Consider the following 21,950-nt stretch of genomic DNA (forward strand, 5'->3'; position numbering starts at 1 on the left):
AGTGGCGGTTGGGCGACACGCTAAACCGCTTTTTTTGTGAACACAATAGAGAAATATTTATGAGTACAAATTTTAAAGAATACACAGTTGCCGATTACTTTAAAGATAGGCTTGAGGAGATCGGCGTCGATCATATGTTTGGTGTCGCCGGAAATTACACAGCGGGTTTACTCGATACGATCTTGGCCGACAGCCAATCACCTATCACAATTAAAGGCAATGCGAATGAAATCTGTGCTGGTTTTGCAGCCGATGCTTATGCACGATTAAAAGGGCCAAGTGCACTATACGTGACGTACAGTGTCGGGGCATTTAGCTTACTCAATACCATAGCTGGTTCCTATGTCGAACAGGTGCCTGTTATATTAATCAATGGCGCTCCCACCAATAAAGAAGATCAGATATCAAAATGTGCTGGTTTGCTGTACTCCCATACTACTGGCTACGAATTTGTCGATATTCATATGTTCCGCCCTGTCACCGTAGCAGCAGAGCGAGTTAATAACGCGCTTCAGGCCCCATTTCAAATCGATTCAGCTTTGACCGCTTTGCTCAGTGAACAACGTCCTATTTACTTTGAAGTGACTGAAGATATTTGGCGTAGCCCATGTCAAAGGCCGCAAGGACGGATCAGGGAGCGGCAAAATGACACTCTCACTGTCAGCTGTGCCAAACAAGCAGCTGAGGCAACCTTGCAACTTATGCTTTCAAAACCAAAAAGCATATTTTGGGCAGGGATCGAATTGCAACGCTTTGGCCTCCAAGATGAATTCTTAAACTTGCTAGAGGTCATTAACCGCCACCATACAATGCCTGATGGTCAGATCCACTTCGTAACCTCTGCACTGAGTAAATCAGTTATCGCAGAAACACACCCGTGGTTTGAAGGGTGTGTCACACTTACACCATCAGAAGTACAAGATCTAGTTGGTGAAGATGGTGTCCTCGTTGGATTGGGCGCATGGACGACAGGCAAAGATACCGGGAACCAAGATATCCGTAGTAGCAATACCGTATTATCCGCGCATAAAGGTGTTTATGTGGGCGCCGATTTTTATCCCTCCGTCATGCTCAAAGATTACTTGCTGTATCTAACCGAAGCATTTGAAGCGTTGGCAAAGCATGCCCCTGCACAGCTAACTGGGCTGCGTAAAGTAAACCCTGTTTGCAGCTTTCCAAATACCGATAATCAACTCGGCTATGACAGCTTCTTCGCGGCCATTAGCAGTTGGCTGGCTGAAGATGACGTGCTAATTGTCGACGCAGGATTCCCATTAATTGGTGCTCAACGTGTTAAAATCCCTGCTCGCGGCGGCTTTGTGGCACAAGCAGCTTGGCTCTCAATCGGTTACTCCGTGCCTGCGGGCACTGGGGTAAAATGCGCATACCCAGATAAGCGCTCAGTTGTTGTTGTCGGTGACGGCGCATTTCACGAAACTTGCCAAGCAGTAGCCGATCAACATGCTTATGGGCAAAATACCGTGGTTTTTGTATTGGCAAATGGCATTTACGGCATTGAACAATATTTGGTAAACCCCAATCCATTTCGCAAACCACCAGTGGATTATCAAGACAAACTTCTCAACCAAGTGTATAGCTATAACGATCTCCCTTCTTGGCAAATTGCTAAATTGCCCGACGCATTTGGCGGAAAAGGTATTAAAGTAACGAGTGTCGAGCAACTTTTAGGGGCGTTGGAAGAGATCCGCCAAAACGACAGTATCAACTATGTTGTTGAAGTATGTATTCCAAAAGAAGATACGCCCTCAACCATTACCGCTGAAGCGCCAACAGCTGTAGGTGAAGATGAGATCAGTAACCCGCAATGGCCACCAGCCAACAAGTTCTAATCCCCAAACCAGCCTGCGGGCTGGTTCTGTCTTTTTCACTCAATATTAAAAAATGATCTTGCTGTGATAAATTTGTGATAATTGAGAGAGGCTTTCGCAATAATTGCCCTGCATGCTTATTGATGTCAATTACAATCAACAAGAGCCAATTATGAAAACACGTATTCTATCACTCATCGCAGGCACACTTCTTAGCTCAGGCGCAGCACATGCAGCTTCTCTTGAAGTTAAGGTCACAAACCTAACTCAAGGGATATACTTCACCCCGATACTCATTAGTGCACATACCGGCGATGCGATGCTATTTAAAACTGGGGAAAAGGCTTCCGATGCGCTTCAGGCGATGGCCGAAGGTGGTAGCTTAGATGGCCTCAACACCATTTTAACGGGCATCAATGCAAACACAGTCAGCAACCCGGCAGAAGGCCTATTAGCCCCTGTGACCAGCACAATGGCAGACCTCGAAACCAGCGACGGAAATGACAAACTGTCTATCGTCGCTATGATGCTACCCACTAATGACGGCTTTATTGGTCTTAATAGTTGGCAGATCCCCTCTGAAGCTGGCACCTATCATGTGTACCTAAATGCTTATGATGCTGGCACTGAAGCAAACAATGAACTTGTGGTAGATGGCTCAGGCGCACCAGGTGTACTCGGTATTCCTGCATCGCCAGGTGCAGCGCCTGGTACTCAAGGCACTGGCGTAACCGAAGACGAAGCGAATGAGATGATCCACATTCACCGTGGTAACTTAGGCGACGATGATGCTTCAGGCGGTAAAAGCGATTTACACAACACAGTTCATCGCTGGTTAAACCCGGTTGCTAAAGTAACTATCACAGTTAAATAAGGTGACCACTATGAAACTGTCTAAATTAATTATACCAATTGCTTGCCTTACTTTAGTGGCGTGTAGCGATAATGACGATGATCCGGCCCCAATTGTAGAGACACCTGCACCAGCACCGACTCCGGATCCAACACCAGACCCAACGCCTGATCCAACTCCTGATCCGACACCAGACCCAGAGCCTAGCGAGGCGATGTTAAAAGTGACGGTCACAAATATGACCTATGCGCAGCCTTTATCACCTGTTGGGGTGGTGTTACATAAAGAAGGACAACTTTGGGAAATTGGTCAACCTGCGAGTGAAGCACTTGAGAAGATGGCTGAAAGTGGTGACAACAGCGACCTTTTAGCCTTAGGCGTAGTGCAAGGTAAAGTCTCAGGAGAAGGGGTTTTACTGCCGGGAGCAAAAGCAGAGCTCATGTTAAGCCAATCATCACTTGATGAACAAAAATTGTCATTATTTACCATGATGGTGAATACAAATGACGGTTTTACCGGTCTTAATGCCCTAGATGTGTCTTCTATGGCTGTGGGTGAAGAACTTTCGTTAGTCACCTATGCTTATGACGCTGGCACTGAAGCCAATTCAGAGGTCAGTGGCACAATACCTGGACCTGCCGATGGCGGAGAAGGGTTTAATGCCGAACGAGAAGCACTGAACAAGGTTGCTATGCATCCCGGTGTTGTCGGCCAAGACGATGGCCTAACAAACTCTGTGTTAACAAGTGCCCACAAGTTTGACAACCCTCTGATGTCAGTAACCATAATGAGAATGAAGTAGCCTCCTACTCGCCCCGGTATTCGAGTAGCCGGGGCGAGTTTGCTTGTGATTTTACACAAGCAGGAGGTTAGTCTATGCATCAGCGTGTGCTTATTGTCGAAGACGATTTAGACATTGCTCGTTTACTTCAAGTTCATTTGAACGAACTTGACCTTGAAGTTGATCACCTTGCAACCGGAGAAGGTGTTATGTCTCAGCTATCTAATCAAAGTTACGCGATTGTGTTATTAGATATCATGCTGCCACAAGTCGATGGGTTAACTTTATGCCGCGAAATTAAAACCCTACACCCAAAAATCAGCGTTATTATGCTGACTTCTAAAAGTAGTGAAATGGATCGCATCATCGGTTTAGAAATGGGCGCGGATGACTACATCTGTAAACCCTGTAGTTATCGAGAATTTCAAGCGCGGATTAAAGCACAACTTAGACATATCAAATTATTGGAAGCACAACAGAGCAATGACATGCCTTCTAGTAAATCGATGCCTATTACGCTCGGAGATTTGCAAGTGGACCCACACTGTCACGAGGTTTCATTACATCAGAAGCAATTAGACCTAACGGCGACCGAATTTGAGCTAATGCTATTTTTTGCCAAACACCCAAATCAAGTTTTCTCTCGCGCACAGTTACTTGAATCAGTCTGGGGCTATGATCATTTAGGTTACGAACATACTGTAAATTCACACATAAACCGTATTCGAACCAAACTTGAAAAGCTCACTGACCAAGCGATCATCGAAACCGTTTGGGGAGTTGGATATAAGCTTAACTCCAAGCCTTTGCAACAGGAACGGTTATGACCTTTTCACTTTATCACAGGCTCGCTTTGACCATCACTGGCGTATTTATGCTCACCGCATCTGCGTTTGTGTTTTGGACACAAAACCTGTCTTCCATTTCGCGCTCTCAAGCAGAGCAGCAGTTGCATTTAGGATTGGCTGAGCACCTAGCGCAAGACAACCCACTGCTCAAACAGGGGGTATACGATTACAAAGCATTGGAAAACTTATTCCATACCCTCATGGTATTAGGGCCCGCATTTGAATTTTATTTTGTAGATCCGAGTGGCAAACTCCTCACCTACTCTGCAAAACCCGGTGAAGTAAAAAGGCAATCAATTGATTTAAGGCCGCTTATTCAACTGATCAATGAACCAGATAAACTCCCCGTCTATGGAGAAGATCCTCGCTCAGTTGAACAAAACAAAATATTCTCCGTTTCACCTGTGTATAACGAAGATACATTGCAAGGCTACCTGTATGTGATAATCGGCTCTTCCATTGCAGACTCCATCAGTGCGCAAATTAAAAGCTCGGAACAACTGGCCCAAAGTACTGCTTGGTTAATTGCCATGGCGGTATTTTTATTTGCGATTTTGCTCTTGCTATTTAGGACTATGACCCGACCTTTAAAACGACTTAGCCAATTTATTCAAACTGTAGAACAAAATGACTTCGACATTCAGTCCGTCGATAAAATCACTTGGCCGTCTAAACACAATGAGATCCACCTAGTCGGCCAAAGCGTCAACAGTATGCTAGAGACGATTAACCAGCAAATGTCCCAGTTAACCGCCATTGACGAGCAACGCCGAAAATTACTCGCTCACCTATCACACGACTTGCGTACTCCGCTTGCGTCATTGCAAGGCTATTTAGAGCTTATTGAAAAGCAGCCGCCCAAAGGAATTAACGAACAGGAGTATCTCGCTATCGCACTGAAAAACTGCAACCAACTAAAAAGTCTAATCGACCAAATATTTGAGCTCGCCCATTTAGAATCAGGGCAATCCAATGTCAGCTTTGAAGTATTTAATTTGGGGGAGTTAATCTACGACATACTGGCTAAGTTCGCATTAAAAGCCCAAAAAGCGGATATTTCATTGAACGTTTACCCCGCCAATTGTGACTATACTGTGTACTCAGATATCGCAAAACTCGAGCGCATACTCAGCAACCTGATAGAAAACGCGTTGCGTCATACGCCTGCCAAAGGCAATATTTGCATCTCTATTTGCGCCACGGATAAATCATATAGCATTGCGGTGCAAGATACAGGCGTAGGGATCAGCCCCAAAGAATTGCCCTATATTTTTGAGGCAAGGTATCAAGCAAGCAATACCAGAGGGTGCAAGAAATCTCATGCAGGCTTAGGGCTGGCCATCACCGCAAGGCTGATAGAGCTGATCAAATCCGAAATCAAAGTCAACAGCCGACTAGGTCAAGGCAGTGAGTTTGTATTTCAAATAAGAAGTGCCGACACTTCACAATAAAATCACTCGCCGCAACAATCAAGCATTGCTTGGCTGTTGCGGTTCGCCTTCAAGGTCTGTCTCTGTTGGCGCAAAAGCGCCCGATAACTTTTTACGTAGCTCTTTTCTTAACAAGATAAAACTCACCAAAGCTTGTACATACACGGTTGCCACTGAAAATACCCAAATCACTTCGATATTAAAGTCTGGCTGCATTGACAACCAAATCACCGGTAATGCAAACAATCCAAGTCTGGTTGCTGTGCTCATCAGAGCTGGCCAAGTATTACCTAAAGCTTGGAACATACCTGATGCTGCAAACACATATCCAGCAGGTATAAAGTTGAAGCATACATAACTTAAAAATATCGTTGCTACGAGAATCACGTTCTGATCATTTGAAAATGGTGCCAAGAAATATTCTGCGTAAAGCCAACATACCAAGTTCAAAACCAACATACACCCACAAGTCAGCAGAGCAGTTTGATGGTAGGTTTGATAAACTCGCTGCGTATTTCCCGCCGCAAAGTTTTGGCCAGCAACGGCAGGCGCAGCAAAGGCAACCGCCATGACAGGTAGAAACAAAGCTTGCATTACACGCACACCGACGCCAAAACCTGCTTGCGCTGAGGCATCGAATTCTCGAAGTACCCAATAGATAATCGACATATACGCAAACGATAACAAAAACTCTCCACCAGCAGGCAACCCAAGCCCAATAATGCCTTTTATCTCTATTGCTTTTGGCATACATTTATTGATAGAAAAGTGCAGGTAACTCTCTTTAAAATGAAAATACCAGCACAATGCCAGCAGTCCGAGCGCGGTAGCCAATGAGCTCGCCAAAGCTGCACCCGCAACGCCCATCTCAAGACCAAATCCCCAACCAGTAATAAGCATTGGAGACAACACGATATTGATAACCACCGCGAGCATACTGATCATCATAGGCTGCTTCACAACCCCAGCACCACGCAGCGCAGCAACAATCACTGTCATCGGAAATTGCAGCAACAGGGTCGGTAAAAACCAATAAAAGTAACTGAGTCCAGCCTCATATGTTGCCGCATCCGGGGCCATATTGGAGAAAAATACGGGCCCGGCAATCACACCGAGCATAGCCAGTATGAACACACAAAGTATGCTAATACACAGTCCTTGATTAAATATAAGGTTAGCGTGCTGCTGATCTTTTCTGCCAACTGCATGAGACACCAAAGTGCCCACACCGACATTGAGCACCTGCGTTAAGGCCATCACAAAGAAAAACAAAGTCCCTGCACTGCTCACCCCTGCTAACGCCACATCACCTAATTGACCAATAAAGTATAAATCGACTAAAAAGTAGAGGGTTTGTACAAACATACCAACCATAATTGGTATACTCATAAAAATCAGGTGTTTATAGATAGGCCCTTGCGTTAAATCTTTCATTTTTATCCCTATTTCACTGGCGCATCCATACGTTTAAGTCGAGATATTGTCACAAGACAAATCACGTCTTCAATCTATAGACGAAGTCAATGCGATTTTGTTCAGTTGATGATCCAGTGATACTGCCATGGTGGCGCTATTATTAATATTATTGAACGAGCGGTTGAGAAAAGGATGCCGCAAGTTTGAGGCTCGATTATACAGCGGTTTATTGCGCCCGATCAATTGCGCCATCAAATAACCCGTTACACTGCTTTTAAACACAATCAATTACCTCCACGACAACAAGGATTGACAATGAAAGCAGCTGTTGCCCATGAATTTAAAGCACCGCTGTGCGTTGAGACTGTCGCACAGCCTAATATTAAACCCGGTACTGTTTTAGTAAAAATAGCAGCATGTGGCGTGTGCCACACTGATCTACATGCATGCCACGGTGACTGGCCAGTCAAACCAAAAATGCCACTCATTCCTGGTCATGAGGGCGTCGGCACCATAGTAAGCAAAGCCGATGATGTCGTCCATTTAACTGTCGGAGATAAGGTCGGGATCCCTTGGCTACACTCTGCATGTGGCCACTGTGAACACTGCCTACAAGGTGATGAGAACCTGTGCCCCAGTCAGCAAAATAGCGGCTACTCTGTAGATGGTGGCTACGCTGAATATTGCTTAGCTGATGCTAATTATGTGGTTAAAATTCCAGACAACTTAGACTTCGTTGAGACTGCGCCGTTGTTCTGTGCGGGAGTTACGACCTACAAGGCGCTCAAAGTGAGCGAGGCAAAACCTGGACAATGGGTGTCTATTGTCGGTGTGGGTGGTCTCGGGCACTTAGCTATTCAGTATGCAAAAGCCATGGGCCTAAATGTGATCGCTGTAGACAGTGGTGATAGCAAGCTTGCATTGGCCAAAGAGCTAGGCGCAGATCACTGCATTGACTATCAAATTATAGATCCAGCGCAGCAAATCCAATCACAATTCGGCGGTGTACAAGCTGTTATTTGCACAGCGACTTCCAAAGCAGCCTTTGACAGTGCCTATCAAAGTGTGAAACGCGGTGGCAAATGTGTTCTAGTGGGCTTGCCAAATGATGCCTTGCCGATCCCGATATTTGACACTGTGTTAAAAGGAATTAGCGTCATCGGCAGTATAGTAGGAACCCGTCAAGATTTGATTGAATGCTTAGAATTTGCAGCCGCAGGTAAGGTGCGTGCCATCGTGACGACGCAGCCTCTGGCCAATATCAATCAGGTGTTTGCACAAATGCAAGACAATGATATCCAAGGCCGCATTGTATTAACCATGGACTGATTTTATACACTCCCTCATCCCAACTTGTTAGGCTGCACTGGCAGCCTTTTTTAGCTTTAAAAAACCTTTTACGCTTGATGTTTTTTAGACAGCTTTTGTAAACAACGCAATGCATTGTCCGCACAGCTATTTTGAACAAATATATGGTCGTGATAATACCCTGCCACAACATTAGCACTGATGTTGTCTTCACCCAGTGCCGTTGCAAAAGCTGCGGTTAAACCCACTGCCTCCAAACTCGAGTGCACGTTGAGAGTTATGCAGCGATAATCTCCCTGATAGCTTAAACCGCTCTCTTGTGCATACGCCAAACTAGTGATCACTGTAATACCCTCTTGTTCACGGAACAGGCCAAAGATGTTATCCAGTGTTAGATCCGTTAGCTGCTGCTCCGATACTACCACATAAACATATAATTCAGCTGACAGTACAGGCTCCATACTGGCCAGCAGCACTGCTAAATTTGTTTCCCCAGACATGACTTGTCCCTCTTTTTATTTAAATTACTGCTTGTGCGCTTTAATCCACCTTAGCAAATGCAAATGTCCCTGATGCTATTAATCTTCTTCTGAGCGTTGTTTTTTACGTTGCTCTTGTTTCGCCTTGGCAATATTTTTAAACTGTGGCGGCGGGATTGGAAATAATGCGATTAATGGCATGAATGCCATAAATAAAAATGCGCCTTTGGGCATTTTTTTAGCCCAAACAACCATGCGATACATCAATATAAGTAATACTATCGCACCAGCTATAAACGCACACAAATAGACCCAGTTCATACCTACTCCTCTATCCTTATGTTGTCTCTATGCTATGAGGTCGCTTCATTCTCATTTCAAGCATCACTGAATTTGAGTGAGTTTTCTATAGCACGGATCCAAGAGTAAGTTTATGATATATATAATGCAGATATCTAATGAGGGTAAGTCAATGGCACAGGAACAAAACAATAACAATCCGAATGAACAAGCCATTGCAGAGCTCATTTTAGCAATCCGTAGTAAAGACTTAGCTAAAATATTGTCTGCGTACCACCAGCAAAATGAAACCGGGCGAGCTGCGCAACTCAAGTTTTGTTTTGAAACCGGTGAATCACAAGTAAGTAGCTATGCCAATTACCAAAATATCGCCGCACAATGTATCGCTGCACATGGACTACCCACAGGGATTATTGCCGGCCTAAATAATAGTGATAGGATTAACTTTTTTATGCCTGCGCTGCAAGCATCTGGAGCCTTCACACACACAAACCATCAGGGTAATACGTTTTTACATGCATTATTTGCCAACGAAGAGCAATCTCCTCCCCCCTTTAACTTTATTCGATCATTGCTGCTATTTGAGCGCAACGAATCGCTTGCCAAAGCGCTGCAAATACGTAACCAGCACGGCTTAACACCTTTGGAGTGTTACTTTATATACAATCTTGCGGATCATAAGCTACCAGAGCATGAACTGACGGCACTGTTTGCTTTAATCGAAGCCGAACGAACAGATAATTTTATCCCTCAAAATGCAAACTTAAGCCATATTAAAGCCAGCTTAGTAAAAAGAAACATTGCGCTATCACAAGACAGTCAAGTTTTACTGATTATCGCCAGTTACTATCAGGTCGACGTCAGCACGTTATATCACTTACATTGATGATTGTGCACTGAACCCTTCACTGCTGATCCGGTACAAGCAGTGCATTTGCAAAGCGTGTCCATTAGGCAATTCTGGGTGAGCAAAGTCACGGCCAGTATTATACATGCCTAAGCGTTTCATCAGTTGTTGAGATGGCGTATTTTGCAACGCAGTAAATGCGTACACTTGCTCCAAATGTAGGGTATTAAAAGCAAAATTTAGCGCGGCTTGCGCGGCTTCAAAAGCATAACCCCGTCCCCAATAATCCCGATGTAAACGCCACCCTACCTCCATAAATGGCTGCTCTGGCTTTATAGTCGTTTGCCAGTGCAAGCCAACAAAACCAATAAATCGACTTGGCTGTGTACAACCCAGCTGCTGCGCTTCACCATCTTGCAATGCTACAGCCCAAAAACCATAACCACGCTCGGCAATCAAACTCGATATTTTATCACACAGTCTATCACTGCTATGTTTATCCAACTGATTGGGGAAATAACGCATCACGTCTGGATCTGCCCCCATTTGTGCAAAGATAGGTTTATCTGCACCTTGCCACTGCCTAAGTAATAAGCGCTTGGTTGTGAGCTGCGCTAAGCCTTTATATCGGGGTACGTTAATCACGATCAATGTACTCTTTTGCCGTCATCGCAAAATACTCAACGTTTGCATGCATGATATGTGTGGGCTCTGGGTCTACCACTTCTATAGGTATTCCTTTGTGTCCTGCTATATCAAGCGCCATTTGCGTAATATTGACACTGAAAGAAGTGCCCATAAAGACCATTTTACTGGCATCCCACATCCGCTTTTGCGCACTGTCTATACCGTACAAATCGGTGTAAAACTCATCGAATAATAAAACAAGGGGTTTCAGTGAAACGTTTAATTCAGGTCCTTTACTAGAGATTTTGAATAAGTCGAGCAGTGACAGAGTTAAATTGTTTTCATCAACCTCGTCCCAAGGGGCCGTATCTACTACCACATCCTCCCCTTGAATATGAAACGGAGTGACTTTATCAATTCGTCCATGGATAGAAATAAAATGTTCATTGCCTGCTTTGCCATCCAGGCCATCTATATTTTGCGTAATTAGCTGCTTGTCAGCCAACCAATAGTGGACAGAATTTGGTCCATGGTGGCGATAAGTCACAAAGCGGTGATAATACCACTTCAAAAACTCTGCTGGGTTTTGCTCATACATCGCCCGTGTAGCCATTTGCTGCGGCGTATAATTGCGACTACCGATTGTCCAAAATCCATCCTCGCCACGAAAGGTAGGAATGCCACTTTCGGCACTTACACCTGCGCCTGTAATATACAGTGTTGTCATATCAAGTTACTTATTTAAAATGAAAAACCTAGAAAGACGGATACATTCTGCACCAACAAAACCAACCTTTTACGCATGGATTTTTTGTGCGCTGCCAAGAGACAACCACTTTGCCGTATTGCTTAAGCTAAACGTATGTACTTTTCCGCCCGATGACTTATCCCTTTTGCACGCATACTGTACAGCTTCTAGAGCGCTCTTACCAAAGTCCATCGCTGCAATTGCCCAATTGGCACCAGATCCAATAGCCCAATTCATTTGCAAGGGTTCTAAGAACCGTTTGCCATGACGTATTTCTCCATAAAAAACTTGGTCTTGTTTATTGATAAAGAAAAAAGTGCAACTGATCGCTTCAAAGCAGTTTTTTTGCCAATTACTCAGCAAATGATAAATCTCTGTGCAATTGCCAGAAGCAAAAACAAACCCATTGTGCACACGTTGGCACTTCTGTGCTTGATCTGTCACGATACTGTGAGAAGTTGTGGTTAAACTATCAACACAAATGATTTGTGTCGAGTGATGATATGCTATCGTAGTCAAACAATACTCCTTTTGGTCAAAATAGCCTCGCTGGAAGGCTAACCTAAAAGCACCAAGAAAAACAGGTCAAGTATGCCCTAAAAAAGGGGCTTTAGACTTAAATTTTGACAATAACTCTATTCACGAGTTCAAATATTCAATTTATTGTTTGCGATTTAATGAAGCTACCTTAGTTTTGATTGCCAAGTCGTAAAGGCATATTATTTGGATATGCCTTCAACCATGTTGCACGTGAATGTGCACTCACCCTATGTAAATTACCTTATTATTACACGTTTAAGATAGTGCGAAGTACCCTGTTATAGCGGCTACAGCAACCAACACTGAGACTAATACCTGCCAAGGTAGTTTCGCTGAGGCATTTGCGATGTTTTGCGCAGAATCATCATCTGAGACGTTTACAGATGGATCCGCTGGGGCAGAAACGTTATCTGTCGCCAAAGACTCGGACACAGCAGGTGTTTTACCATCCACAGGATCGCAAGGTAATTGCCACTGATAGCCTTTTTTTGAAAACGTTTTGATCGCTTCATCACCAAACAGTGCTCTTAAGTGACCAATATTCTGAAATACTACTTGCTCTGTAACAGTTCGACCAGGCCAAACCTCTTCAAGGATTTCAACTTTGCTATGAATTTTATCCGGTTGTGTGATCAATAACGCGAGTATTTGTGCCGGTTTTTCTTTTAACGAAATTTTTCGTCCGTCTTTAGATAGTGTAAGCGCCTGAATATCAAACTGAAAGTCGTCGAATGCTAGTATCATTGTCCCTAAACTTATAATTATAATTTTCACCGATGTTACTATTTTTACCACAAATAAGGATATGAATTAAACCTGTTATTTATATATGGTCTTAATTTCAATTTATTTACCCATTAAATTACATGGTAAATGCAGCTGCGCGGTCACGTCCTTTTTACCGCGCATCGTCAACTGCTAGTCAATTGGTTTGGCCTTAAAGCGAAGCCAGCTGTTTAACTGCCCACCAAATTGGTAGAGCGCTAGACTCAGTATAATTGTAATCGCACCTATCAATAACAACATAGTGATCTCCTCGTTGTTAATCAGTGCCCCTAAAGTCATTGCAAACCCCGGTGTAATCAAAGTGGTTAATGCAACCGTACTGGCTTTCATGTGCTGCAAAATATGAAAATAAGCTAGAAAACCAAAGAAAGAACCAAAAATACCGAGATAAAAAGTGGACCACATTGATTTCTCACTCCAGCTTTCCACCTCAAAAGGCGCGCCAGCTAAGAGCCAAATTATTGCAAAACCTGGGGTAGCAAAAAGCAAAGACCCATATGTTGTCGCCATTGGATGGATCGCTATTTTTACACGCTTAACTAACACCCCGCTTAGGCTAAAGTTAACAACGGCACATAAAACATATATCAGTCCAATTGGCTCTATGTTTAACTGTTGCAGCTGTGCAAAACACACTAACACCATACCGAGTAAAGCCAAGGCGAGCGCACACTTTTTGATTGCTGTGAATTTTTCCTCTCCCAGCAGCTTTTGCGCCAGTAAACCCGATATTATTGGCGCTAGCCCAAATACCAAAGAAATCACCCCTGAAGGTACTGTTAGGGATGCTAAATACGCAAACATCATTCCGACCAAGATCCCGCCACCAGAATAAGTGTAAAGGAGCCATGCTTTTTTCGTCCATTGCATTCTGATTTTACTGAAAGTCACGACCACAGCAGCTAACACTAAAGCCAGTAACATTCTCAATAGTACGCTGGTAGTGGGAGCCATAGAAGCACTACTCCAGACGATTGCCAGCGGTGTAGTAGACCAAATTAATACGACAAAAGCATAAGACAGTTGCGCGGGCATTTCTTTTTATCCTTTATGACAAGGACGATAAATGGGAGAAACTCTTTTGAAGGGCTAACCGCATTTATCGTCGCGGTTAGAAGAAGTTGCTTAACCGCTACACACAAAGCCACGTGACAGGGAGCCACGATAGATTTAGTAATGTATTAGTAAGCTTATTCATTGTAATTTCTTATTATCCTGCAAAGTAGAATGTCTACTATGTACCCTTCCACTGCTTGAGTCAACACGAATAACAAAGAAAAATTGACGACCGCTCAGAGAATTTCAGATAGACAAATTTGACTGTGCTGTCGTAGCATCGCACACGTGTGAATTAAGTAATTTTCAAAGATGTTATTAGCGTTTATTTTAGTGATTGTATTAGTCAAAACCTCGCTGTTGGGGCTAGGAGGGATCAGCATTGTTATTGCTGCGCTTTCTCTGCTGATAATTAAACTTACATCACTCGATATATCAATGTCACACAGGTTACAATTTAAGCGCTTATTTAAAGTTGCTCTGTGGGGTCACATAAGCGCCTACCTCGCCTTATTTTTAAAAGTAATACTAATCGATGGCTTCGAAGATATACCAACTTTTATTGTCAGCCACTTAATATTGCACCATGTCCTTTGTGCTACCGTTGCAGGTGTCTCCGTATTTTTAGCTTTGCGGATTTATACAGATCACCGCCGCACAGAAAATATTCCGTCGACAAAATGATATTGAGGTGATTAAGTACTCACCAATCAGTCTACCCATACACAACGCCTCGCTGATTTGCGTCACTCTTGACAATGACGCCATTTGCATACGAGCAAAATAGACCAAACCTCTTTCACATTATTTGCGCAATTAGCATCCATTCTATGTTTATCAATATTACATGGGATCACTCATTATGGTCGCACCGCTCTCCACCCCAAATCAGCAACATGTGCAGCTCACCTCTGCTAGCCCCGCGCTGTCTGAACAGCAGCCGGATACAGTCGCAGGTATTTTGCAGCAATTTGAAGCACAAACACTTTCGGAAAATGATGCCATATCCATTGTAGATAGTTTCCGTGAGGCGGGAATAAAACCCTCACACGCATTGTCAGTAAAAATGGCTGAACTCGGCTTTGATGCAAAAGCAGTGGGTGAGCTAGCCGGAGTGCCGAGACCAGATAAACAACACAAGGCAAGGCCACCCGCAGAGGTGAACTTAAAGCAAGTCGTCACTTTTTTGAGTGACACTTTGGCCGAGCATAACACCAAGCAGCTCAGCAGCGAGCAAATACAAACACAATTAAATGATATTAAACATGAGCTCGGGATATCCGAAGGACATTCCTTTTTCAATATTAAAGTTTGATATTTAGGCAACAATATGCCATTGTAGGTACATCAGATGGGATTCATCTGGTGACAATTTCGTGAGCGGGATAGACCTGCATAGCGCTTTTAATAACAGCAAGGGGTTTGCTGCAATGACATCATGTAACGATCAACAATACGATTTCCTCGTATTCATCGGCCGTTTTCAACCTTTTCATCAAGGTCATCTCTGTGTGGTCAAAGAAGGTTTAAAGCGCGCTTCACAAGTAATAATATTATGTGGCTCTGCCCATCAACCGAGAACCGTTAGAAACCCGTGGACTAGCTCAGAAAGAGAATTAATGATACGTGGTACACTTTGTGCGGAAGAAAACAGCCGAGTTCATACTGCACCACTAATGGATACCGTCTACAACGATGACGCCTGGGTACGCAATGTGCAGACAACGGTTAAGGGGATTGTCACGGCCCAGCATAGAGTGCCGCATAAAACACCACTTATTGGCCTGATCGGTCATAGTAAAGACCAGTCTTCGTATTACCTCAATATGTTCCCGCAGTGGAAGTCAGTACCTGTTGAAAACTATCAAGCTATCTCTGCTACGCCGTTAAGAAAACACCTATTTTCAGCTCAAAGCGAAGACTTTTTAAGTTCAGAAGAAGCACAAAAATTACCTCTTCACGTGCGTGGTATGTTAGACAAATTTATCTCCACAGCAGATTATCATGCAATCCGAAGCGAACATGAGTTCATCGAAAAATATCGCCAAGCATGGCAAAGCGCACCATATCCCCCCACCTTTGTTACCGTTGATGCAGTTGTGGTTCAAAGCGGCCATGTACTTCTAATAGAACGTAAGGCTCGCCCAGGAAAAGGGCTATGGGCACTACCTGGCGGGTTTATTGATGGCAGTGAAAAGCTCATTGATGCCTGTTTGAGAGAACTCAGAGAAGAGACAAAATTAAAAGTGCCTGCGCCAGTGCTAAAAGGTTCAATCAAGCAACAAAGAGTGTTCGACGATCCACATCGTTCGGCGCGTGGACGTACAATCACCCATGCATTTTATTTTGACCTGGCACCAAATAATGCGCTGCCAAAGGTCAAAGGCGCTGACGATGCAAAGCATGCCATGTGGGTGCCACTAGCAGAACTTGAGCCATGTAAATTATTCGAAGATCACTACTTTATTATTCAAGAATTAACAGGCATGTAAATGCCAATGTCAGCAGGGATAGACCCTGCTGAGTATTTTAGATAGGAGGAACTCCATCATGACAAATATCATCCTAAATGCGGACAGTTATAAAGCATCTCATTACAAACAATACCCTGAAGGCACCAGCCAGGTATCAAGCTATATCGAACCTCGCGGGGGACAATATGATAAGGCACTGTTTTTTGGTTTGCAGATGTTCATTAAAAGTTATTTGACTACACCGCTAACACACCAAGACATCAATGAAGCCAAAGAAGTTTTAGAAGCGCATGGTGTCCCGTTTAATGAAGCGGGTTGGCGTCATATCGTCGATACACACCAAGGTTTTTTACCCATAAAAATACAAGCGCTACCTGAAGGAACCGTGGTACCAATTAGCAATGCTCTAGTGCAAGTTATCAATACCGATCCCAAGTGTGCTTGGCTAACCAGTTATGTTGAAACCGCATTGCTGCGTGCCATTTGGTACCCAACGACCGTTGCTACAGTCTCGTACCACTGTAAGTGCATCATTAAACGATATCTTGGAGAAACTGCCGACTCCCTCGATGGACTTGAATTCAAACTACACGATTTTGGTGCGCGTGGTGCGACTACTGAAGAAGCTGCTGCAATTGGTGGTGCTGCACATTTACTCAACTTTATGGGCACTGACACTCTCAGTGCCATTATGGCTGCGAGGCGCAATTACGCAGCGACAATGCCCGGATTTTCTATTCCTGCTGCTGAGCATAGTACGATCACCGCATGGGGAAGAAGTGGCGAAAAGGCAGCCTATGAAAATATGCTAAAGCAGTTTTCAGGCCCAGGAAAACTGGTTGCGGTGGTCAGTGACTCCTATGATTTATGGCATGCCATCGATCACATTTGGGGCGAAGAGCTTAAAAGCCTTGTTGAAAATAGCGGCGGTACATTGGTAATTAGACCTGATAGCGGAGAGCCAGTTGAGGTTGTTACCACCACAATAGAAAAGCTGATGGACAAATTTGGCTATCACACAAATAGCAAAGGCTATCGGGTATTACCGAATTGCGTACGAGTGATTCAAGGAGATGGTATAGCAGAAAACGCTATCGAAGAAATTCTAAGTGCGATGAAGGCTAAACAGCAAAGTGCAGAAAATATCGCGTTTGGCATGGGCGGTGCACTACTTCAAAAACTTGACCGTGATACCATGCAATTTGCCATGAAAGCCAGCGCTGTCAAAGTAAAAGGCCTCTGGCATGATGTCTTTAAGGATCCTGTAACAGATCATGGCAAACGCAGCAAAAAAGGCCGTTTGGCTGTAGTTCACGATCCTGTGAAGGGCATCAAAACAGTCCGTGAAAATGATTTAGGTGGTAGAGAGAATCTATTAAAAACAGTATTTAAAAACGGTCAATTACTCATTGAACAAAGCTTTGATGAAATTAAAGCCAACATCAGCTAGCCACAGTTACTCATGCGGCGAAATATACTGCGCCGCATGATATTCCTTTACATCACAGGTCTTACATATCAACAATGAGTTCCGGATCTGGCCAGTAACAATCACATAGATGCGTATAATTACCCAGATTGACCAAGAAGGACAAGTTTGATGTTAGATGTAGAAGTATGTAAAAAAGCGCGACTTTCAAGAGACCCCCGATTTGATGGCAAATTTTTTATTGCCGTAAAAACCACTGGGATATACTGTCGAACAACTTGTCCTGTGCATCCACCAAAAGAAGAAAATGTACAATATTTTATCAGCGCCCTGTCAGCAGCCCAAGCTGGGTTTCGTCCATGCCTGCGTTGTAGGCCTGATAGCGCGCCGGGATCAGCGCCATGGCAAGGCGTTGGTGCAACACTAGACAGAGCGATTGCACTCATTGATCAAGGGGCGTTACAAGAGGGCTCATTGCCCCAATTGGCCAGTAGACTTGGTGTCAGCGACCGCTATGTACGTAAGCTATTCAATCAATACCTTGGCGTATCCCCAAAGAAATACGCCTTGTATCAACAGTGTTTGTTTGCCAAAAAACTTCTCCATCAAACTCGTTTACCTATCACAGAAGTCGCACTGGCAAGTGGCTTTGATAGCATTCGCCGATTTAACGATTGCTTTAAAAGCCAGTTGCAGTTCACTCCAACTCAAATGCGACAACAACAAAAGAAAGCGAATTCAAATATTGTCCTAGAACTGTACTATCGCCCCCCCTTCAATTGGCACCATATGCAACAGTTTTTGGCGAAAAGGTTGGTGGACGGGCTGGAATGGATAACACCCCAAAGCTATGGCAGGACATTTCAATGGCACGGTAGCCAGGGGAAATTTACCGCAACACACAACCCAGAAAAGCATTGCTTTGATGTCGAGATTGACATTAACGAACTCAAGTCACTGAAACCCGTCGTGAACAATATTCGTCGGATTTTAGATTTGGATGCGGATCTGTTGCAAATAGAAAGTGATTTAACACGTGCATTACCAAAGGAATTTACGTTAGTAACGGGGTTAAGGTTGCCTGGTATCTGGAGCTTATTTGAAGCGGGTATACGTGCTATTCTTGGCCAGCAAGTGTCCGTACAAGCCGCAAAAAACCTTGTAACTCAATTGGTACACACGCTTGGTCAACCAAAAGATACCGAGCATTACTTCCCCACTGCTGAGGCCATGGCTGACAACGATCTCGAATTTTTAAAAATGCCCAATGCGCGAAGGCAAACATTGCGCCGATTTGCCGAGTACTTTTGCTTTGCTGAAGCCGCTGAACAGCCCGACGACTGGCTCGATATTAAGGGGATTGGTCCTTGGACTGTGGCCTATGCAAAAATGCGCGGGCAAAGTGATCCTGATATTTTCTTAGCTTCCGATCTCGGGGTGATTAAAGCGCTCAAAGCACAGCGGGAGTTCAATGAAACGCAACTCTCACCATGGCGCAGCTATCTCACTTTTCAATTATGGAGTCAATTATGAACCTATTTACCGATTATTTTCAAAGCCCACTGGGGCTCATTGAAGTTAAAGCATCAAATCTTGGGATCCGACAACTGATATTTTGTGGAGACCAAACAACAGAGGTGCATAGTAATGCGCTCTTGAAAGAATGCAAACAGCAATTGTCAGCATATTTCTCTAAGCAATTGACTCAATTCGATCTTGATTTAGATTGGCAGGGCACACCTTTTCAACAGCAAGTATGGCAAGCCCTGACATCCATACCCTTTGGCCAAAGTATGTCCTACCTTGAACTCGCAGAGTATCTTAATAACCCCAAAGCGGTGCGCGCTGTTGGCGGAGCAAACGGACGAAACCCTATTACATTAATTGTCCCTTGCCACCGCGTTATTGGCGCAAACGGAAAAATGACTGGGTATGCAGGTGGTGTACTTAGAAAACAATGGCTACTCGCACATGAAGGCTTAATCAACAATCAACCCAGTGAGCAGGAATTAGCAGATCTTATTTCTCAGCGTCAGGCTAAAACCGAATTTTTACAATAAAAACATCCACCGACAAAAACATTGAGCATCAGAACAAGGGCAGCAACTCACAGGAGCAACACCTTAAAGAGACGATTAATCAACGTCGCTTATCGTAATGCGTCATAGTTGAGCTGGGATTTAGAGGCTAATAACTTTAGACACAATACTTAGAAGGTCTATTTTAAATCAATCAAAGCACAAAGAATTATCAAATAATTAACACAAAAAACCTTTAAAGTACGAATAAATTATATATATTAATAGCTGTGACAGTGCATAATTTATGGTAGAGAGTATGTCGCGTGCCAGCTAAATATAACGCTAAATATTCACTTCGTTTAAACACCTATTTTGATGGTCAGGGCAAAGTATTTCCTGCTTTGTCTTTGATCATTATGGTGATATTTGCCCCTTTGGCAGTTAAAAACTTCATCATTGGCGAATATGCTTTAGGTGCACTGATTGCGATTTTTATCTGCGCTTTTCTCGCTGATAGCAATGCTTTACTCAAAGGCAGAGCATTGCCAATTAATGAAAATATCATCGCTATCCTCGCCATTAGCTGTGTGAGTTTAACCTTATTCACACTTGGCGCTGGCACTATTTTCTGGATCTTTCCTGTTAGTATCATCATTAGTTTTTCATTTCCGCTGATAACATCCATAATTTTTAATAGTCTTTTGCTGCTCACAACGACTACCTATGTCTTTTTAAATTATGATGTTGCAGATTCATTGCGGTTTTTCTTTGCTTTTTTACTGACAGCAAGTGCAGTGCACTTACTCTTAAGGCAGATTGATGCGTTACATACCTTGCTAAAAGAAGAATCCAGCAAGGATGCATTGACTGGCGCATTGAATAGACGCCAACTCAGCTTTTTTTTAAGTGATGCACTAGCTAACAAAACTCACTACCACAACGACTCAACCCTCATCATGATAGATGTCGACCACTTCAAACAGATCAACGATATATATGGACACGCCAAAGGCGATGAAGTGCTCATTAATTTAGTCTCAGATATTCGCGCTCAAATCAGAGAATCCGACCTTCTATTTCGTGTTGGCGGGGAGGAGTTTGTAGTACTGCTTCCCAATACACAACTTAAAACGGCTGAGAAAGTTGCGCAAAAGCTCAGGGCAAACATCAAAACATCAGCGCTACTTGATAACCGTACCATAACAGTCAGTCTCGGACTCTGTGCGACAGGGAGTGGCTTGACACAGACAAAGTGGATGAGCTGTGCTGACAAGGCCCTATATGCAGCTAAACAACGTGGACGAGATAGAGTGTGCTTATATAATTTAAATCAAAATCGCATTGAAGACGTCGCTGCATAAGCACTTTATTGAGCTATATATTTAGCGCAAAATAAGTAAAACCTAATACCAAGCGCTATTGCGTAGCACTTAATCTACTAGTTGCTATACTCAGACCAAGCTTGCTGCGCAAAGGAACCACTATGAAAAGAATTGTTTTATTTACCCTCTTTTGTACTATCAGCTTTTTGGCCTCTGCCGAAAAAGAAAAAAAGGAACTCCCTCCACTCAACCCTGCTTATCAAGGTGAACATGGCATGGTTTTAATGAACCGCGGTTCAAAAATATATGCGACAAATTTCGCATCTTATAAATTGCCCAGCGACATTCAAATTGTGTATAAAATCGACAACCCTGACGTTGCATTTTTAAACCTAGTACGAGATTCAGATTTCATCACCATTAAGCCTAAGCCATTTAATTTACAGCGTTTAGAAAGAGGTGAAGAAGTCAGTATTGTCGCCGACGTGTACGAAGGTCACTACAAACGTGATGGCTTTAAAGTGTATAGTGATCGCACCATTGTCTTTAGCAAGAAGCTTTATGCAAGAAAACTAAAAGACCTCTCTGCCGCCTCGCAATGGCAGGAGTATGCCAGCATTGAACTCAATAAAACCGAGCGTATTTTTGTTCATAAAATAACTCAAACACCTAGCTTTAACCACTTAATTTTCGTTGACTTAACTAATGCATGCATGCAGAAGTTCAAAACCTCAAAGCGCGTTCCTAAGTTGTCTGAGTTAGTATATAAGTTTGTTAATTGTGGAACATTGAAACAGCTTTACTTCGAAACTGAAGACTTTCGCTGATCTATCGCGAACATTTTAATAACTATCAA

At 43.5% G+C, this 21,950-nt stretch carries 23 protein-coding genes; 15 read left to right on the plus strand and 8 right to left on the minus strand.

The window, feature by feature from the left end:
- Nucleotides 1-59 precede the first annotated feature (59 nt).
- The 5 genes from MHN81_RS10460 to MHN81_RS10480 all read left to right on the plus strand — a co-directional run bounded on the left by MHN81_RS10460 (nucleotide 60) and on the right by MHN81_RS10480 (nucleotide 5,762).
- Complete coding sequence (locus tag MHN81_RS10460; RefSeq protein ID WP_023397016.1) at nucleotides 60-1,850, plus strand: thiamine pyrophosphate-binding protein; 1,791 nt, start codon at nucleotides 60-62, stop codon at nucleotides 1,848-1,850.
- A gap of 151 nt (nucleotides 1,851-2,001) precedes the next feature.
- On the plus strand, nucleotides 2,002-2,703 hold the full coding sequence (locus tag MHN81_RS10465; RefSeq protein ID WP_036974802.1) for a spondin domain-containing protein: 702 nt from the start codon (nucleotides 2,002-2,004) through the stop codon (nucleotides 2,701-2,703).
- A 10-nt stretch (nucleotides 2,704-2,713) separates the two neighbouring features.
- On the plus strand, nucleotides 2,714-3,484 hold the full coding sequence (locus tag MHN81_RS10470) for a spondin domain-containing protein (protein WP_239425688.1): 771 nt from the start codon (nucleotides 2,714-2,716) through the stop codon (nucleotides 3,482-3,484).
- A gap of 74 nt (nucleotides 3,485-3,558) precedes the next feature.
- A complete protein-coding gene (locus MHN81_RS10475; RefSeq protein WP_023397019.1) occupies nucleotides 3,559-4,290 on the plus strand; it encodes a response regulator transcription factor in 732 nt (243 codons plus the stop codon).
- Nucleotides 4,287-5,762, plus strand: a complete 1,476-nt coding sequence (locus MHN81_RS10480; RefSeq protein WP_239425689.1) for a HAMP domain-containing sensor histidine kinase — start codon at nucleotides 4,287-4,289, stop codon at nucleotides 5,760-5,762. Before MHN81_RS10475 ends, MHN81_RS10480 begins: the two co-directional genes overlap by 4 nt.
- 18 nt (nucleotides 5,763-5,780) lie before the next feature.
- Here the strand turns inward: MHN81_RS10480 and MHN81_RS10485 are convergent, their stop codons facing one another.
- Nucleotides 5,781-7,175 (minus strand): MATE family efflux transporter, encoded by a 1,395-nt coding sequence (locus MHN81_RS10485; protein ID WP_023397021.1) that lies wholly within the window; start codon nucleotides 7,173-7,175, stop codon nucleotides 5,781-5,783.
- Nucleotides 7,176-7,472: 297 nt separating this feature from the next.
- Here MHN81_RS10485 and adhP point away from each other — a divergent pair, with 297 nt between their 5' ends.
- A complete protein-coding gene (gene adhP / locus MHN81_RS10490; protein WP_023397022.1) occupies nucleotides 7,473-8,486 on the plus strand; it encodes an alcohol dehydrogenase AdhP in 1,014 nt (337 codons plus the stop codon).
- A 68-nt stretch (nucleotides 8,487-8,554) separates the two neighbouring features.
- Here the strand turns inward: adhP and MHN81_RS10495 are convergent, their stop codons facing one another.
- Nucleotides 8,555-8,965, minus strand: coding sequence for an ACT domain-containing protein (locus MHN81_RS10495; protein ID WP_023397023.1), 411 nt, complete (start codon nucleotides 8,963-8,965; stop codon nucleotides 8,555-8,557).
- A gap of 78 nt (nucleotides 8,966-9,043) precedes the next feature.
- Nucleotides 9,044-9,265, minus strand: a complete 222-nt coding sequence (locus MHN81_RS10500; RefSeq protein ID WP_023397024.1) for a hypothetical protein — start codon at nucleotides 9,263-9,265, stop codon at nucleotides 9,044-9,046.
- 151 nt (nucleotides 9,266-9,416) lie between these two features.
- Here MHN81_RS10500 and MHN81_RS10505 point away from each other — a divergent pair, with 151 nt between their 5' ends.
- Complete coding sequence (locus MHN81_RS10505; RefSeq protein ID WP_023397025.1) at nucleotides 9,417-10,130, plus strand: hypothetical protein; 714 nt, start codon at nucleotides 9,417-9,419, stop codon at nucleotides 10,128-10,130.
- Here the strand turns inward: MHN81_RS10505 and MHN81_RS10510 are convergent.
- From MHN81_RS10510 to MHN81_RS10530, 5 genes are all read right to left on the minus strand, one after another.
- Nucleotides 10,122-10,736: a GNAT family N-acetyltransferase gene (locus tag MHN81_RS10510; protein WP_239425690.1), complete on the minus strand. Its 615-nt coding sequence runs from the start codon at nucleotides 10,734-10,736 to the stop codon at nucleotides 10,122-10,124. The genes MHN81_RS10505 and MHN81_RS10510 overlap by 9 nt on opposite strands.
- Entirely contained in the window at nucleotides 10,729-11,445 is a 717-nt protein-coding gene (locus MHN81_RS10515) for a Sir2 family NAD-dependent protein deacetylase (protein ID WP_023397027.1), read from the minus strand. Before MHN81_RS10515 ends, MHN81_RS10510 begins: the two co-directional genes overlap by 8 nt.
- A 69-nt stretch (nucleotides 11,446-11,514) precedes the next feature.
- Nucleotides 11,515-11,985: a hypothetical protein gene (locus MHN81_RS10520; RefSeq protein ID WP_023397028.1), complete on the minus strand. Its 471-nt coding sequence runs from the start codon at nucleotides 11,983-11,985 to the stop codon at nucleotides 11,515-11,517.
- A gap of 276 nt (nucleotides 11,986-12,261) precedes the next feature.
- The gene (locus MHN81_RS10525) at nucleotides 12,262-12,750 is read right to left on the minus strand and encodes a winged helix-turn-helix domain-containing protein (protein ID WP_239425691.1); all 489 of its coding nucleotides are present in this window, start codon (nucleotides 12,748-12,750) and stop codon (nucleotides 12,262-12,264) included.
- Between the two features lie 174 nt (nucleotides 12,751-12,924).
- Nucleotides 12,925-13,827 carry a DMT family transporter gene (locus MHN81_RS10530; RefSeq protein ID WP_023397030.1) on the minus strand — a complete coding sequence of 301 codons (903 nt, stop codon included), beginning with the start codon at nucleotides 13,825-13,827 and terminating at the stop codon, nucleotides 12,925-12,927.
- Nucleotides 13,828-14,160: 333 nt separating this feature from the next.
- On the opposite strand from MHN81_RS10530, the gene MHN81_RS10535 reads away from it, so the two are divergent.
- The 8 genes from MHN81_RS10535 to MHN81_RS10570 all read left to right on the plus strand — a co-directional run bounded on the left by MHN81_RS10535 (nucleotide 14,161) and on the right by MHN81_RS10570 (nucleotide 21,921).
- Nucleotides 14,161-14,532: a hypothetical protein gene (locus MHN81_RS10535; RefSeq protein ID WP_239425692.1), complete on the plus strand. Its 372-nt coding sequence runs from the start codon at nucleotides 14,161-14,163 to the stop codon at nucleotides 14,530-14,532.
- A gap of 163 nt (nucleotides 14,533-14,695) precedes the next feature.
- Nucleotides 14,696-15,163: a hypothetical protein gene (locus tag MHN81_RS10540; protein WP_239425693.1), complete on the plus strand. Its 468-nt coding sequence runs from the start codon at nucleotides 14,696-14,698 to the stop codon at nucleotides 15,161-15,163.
- 115 nt (nucleotides 15,164-15,278) lie between these two features.
- The gene (locus MHN81_RS10545; protein WP_023397033.1) at nucleotides 15,279-16,340 is read left to right on the plus strand and encodes a bifunctional nicotinamide-nucleotide adenylyltransferase/Nudix hydroxylase; all 1,062 of its coding nucleotides are present in this window, start codon (nucleotides 15,279-15,281) and stop codon (nucleotides 16,338-16,340) included.
- 58 nt (nucleotides 16,341-16,398) lie between these two features.
- Nucleotides 16,399-17,772: a nicotinate phosphoribosyltransferase gene (locus tag MHN81_RS10550; protein WP_023397034.1), complete on the plus strand. Its 1,374-nt coding sequence runs from the start codon at nucleotides 16,399-16,401 to the stop codon at nucleotides 17,770-17,772.
- Between the two features lie 150 nt (nucleotides 17,773-17,922).
- Nucleotides 17,923-19,284, plus strand: a complete 1,362-nt coding sequence (locus MHN81_RS10555; RefSeq protein WP_239425694.1) for an AlkA N-terminal domain-containing protein — start codon at nucleotides 17,923-17,925, stop codon at nucleotides 19,282-19,284.
- Nucleotides 19,281-19,811: a methylated-DNA--[protein]-cysteine S-methyltransferase gene (locus MHN81_RS10560; RefSeq protein WP_023397036.1), complete on the plus strand. Its 531-nt coding sequence runs from the start codon at nucleotides 19,281-19,283 to the stop codon at nucleotides 19,809-19,811. Before MHN81_RS10555 ends, MHN81_RS10560 begins: the two co-directional genes overlap by 4 nt.
- 284 nt (nucleotides 19,812-20,095) lie before the next feature.
- Nucleotides 20,096-21,133 (plus strand): GGDEF domain-containing protein, encoded by a 1,038-nt coding sequence (locus MHN81_RS10565; protein WP_023397037.1) that lies wholly within the window; start codon nucleotides 20,096-20,098, stop codon nucleotides 21,131-21,133.
- 122 nt (nucleotides 21,134-21,255) lie between these two features.
- On the plus strand, nucleotides 21,256-21,921 hold the full coding sequence (locus MHN81_RS10570) for a hypothetical protein (protein ID WP_023397038.1): 666 nt from the start codon (nucleotides 21,256-21,258) through the stop codon (nucleotides 21,919-21,921).
- Nucleotides 21,922-21,950 lie beyond the last annotated feature (29 nt).

The sequence above is a fragment of the Pseudoalteromonas sp. Of7M-16 genome, from assembly GCF_022347805.1.
Classification (GTDB): Bacteria; Pseudomonadota; Gammaproteobacteria; order Enterobacterales; family Alteromonadaceae; genus Pseudoalteromonas; species Pseudoalteromonas luteoviolacea_F.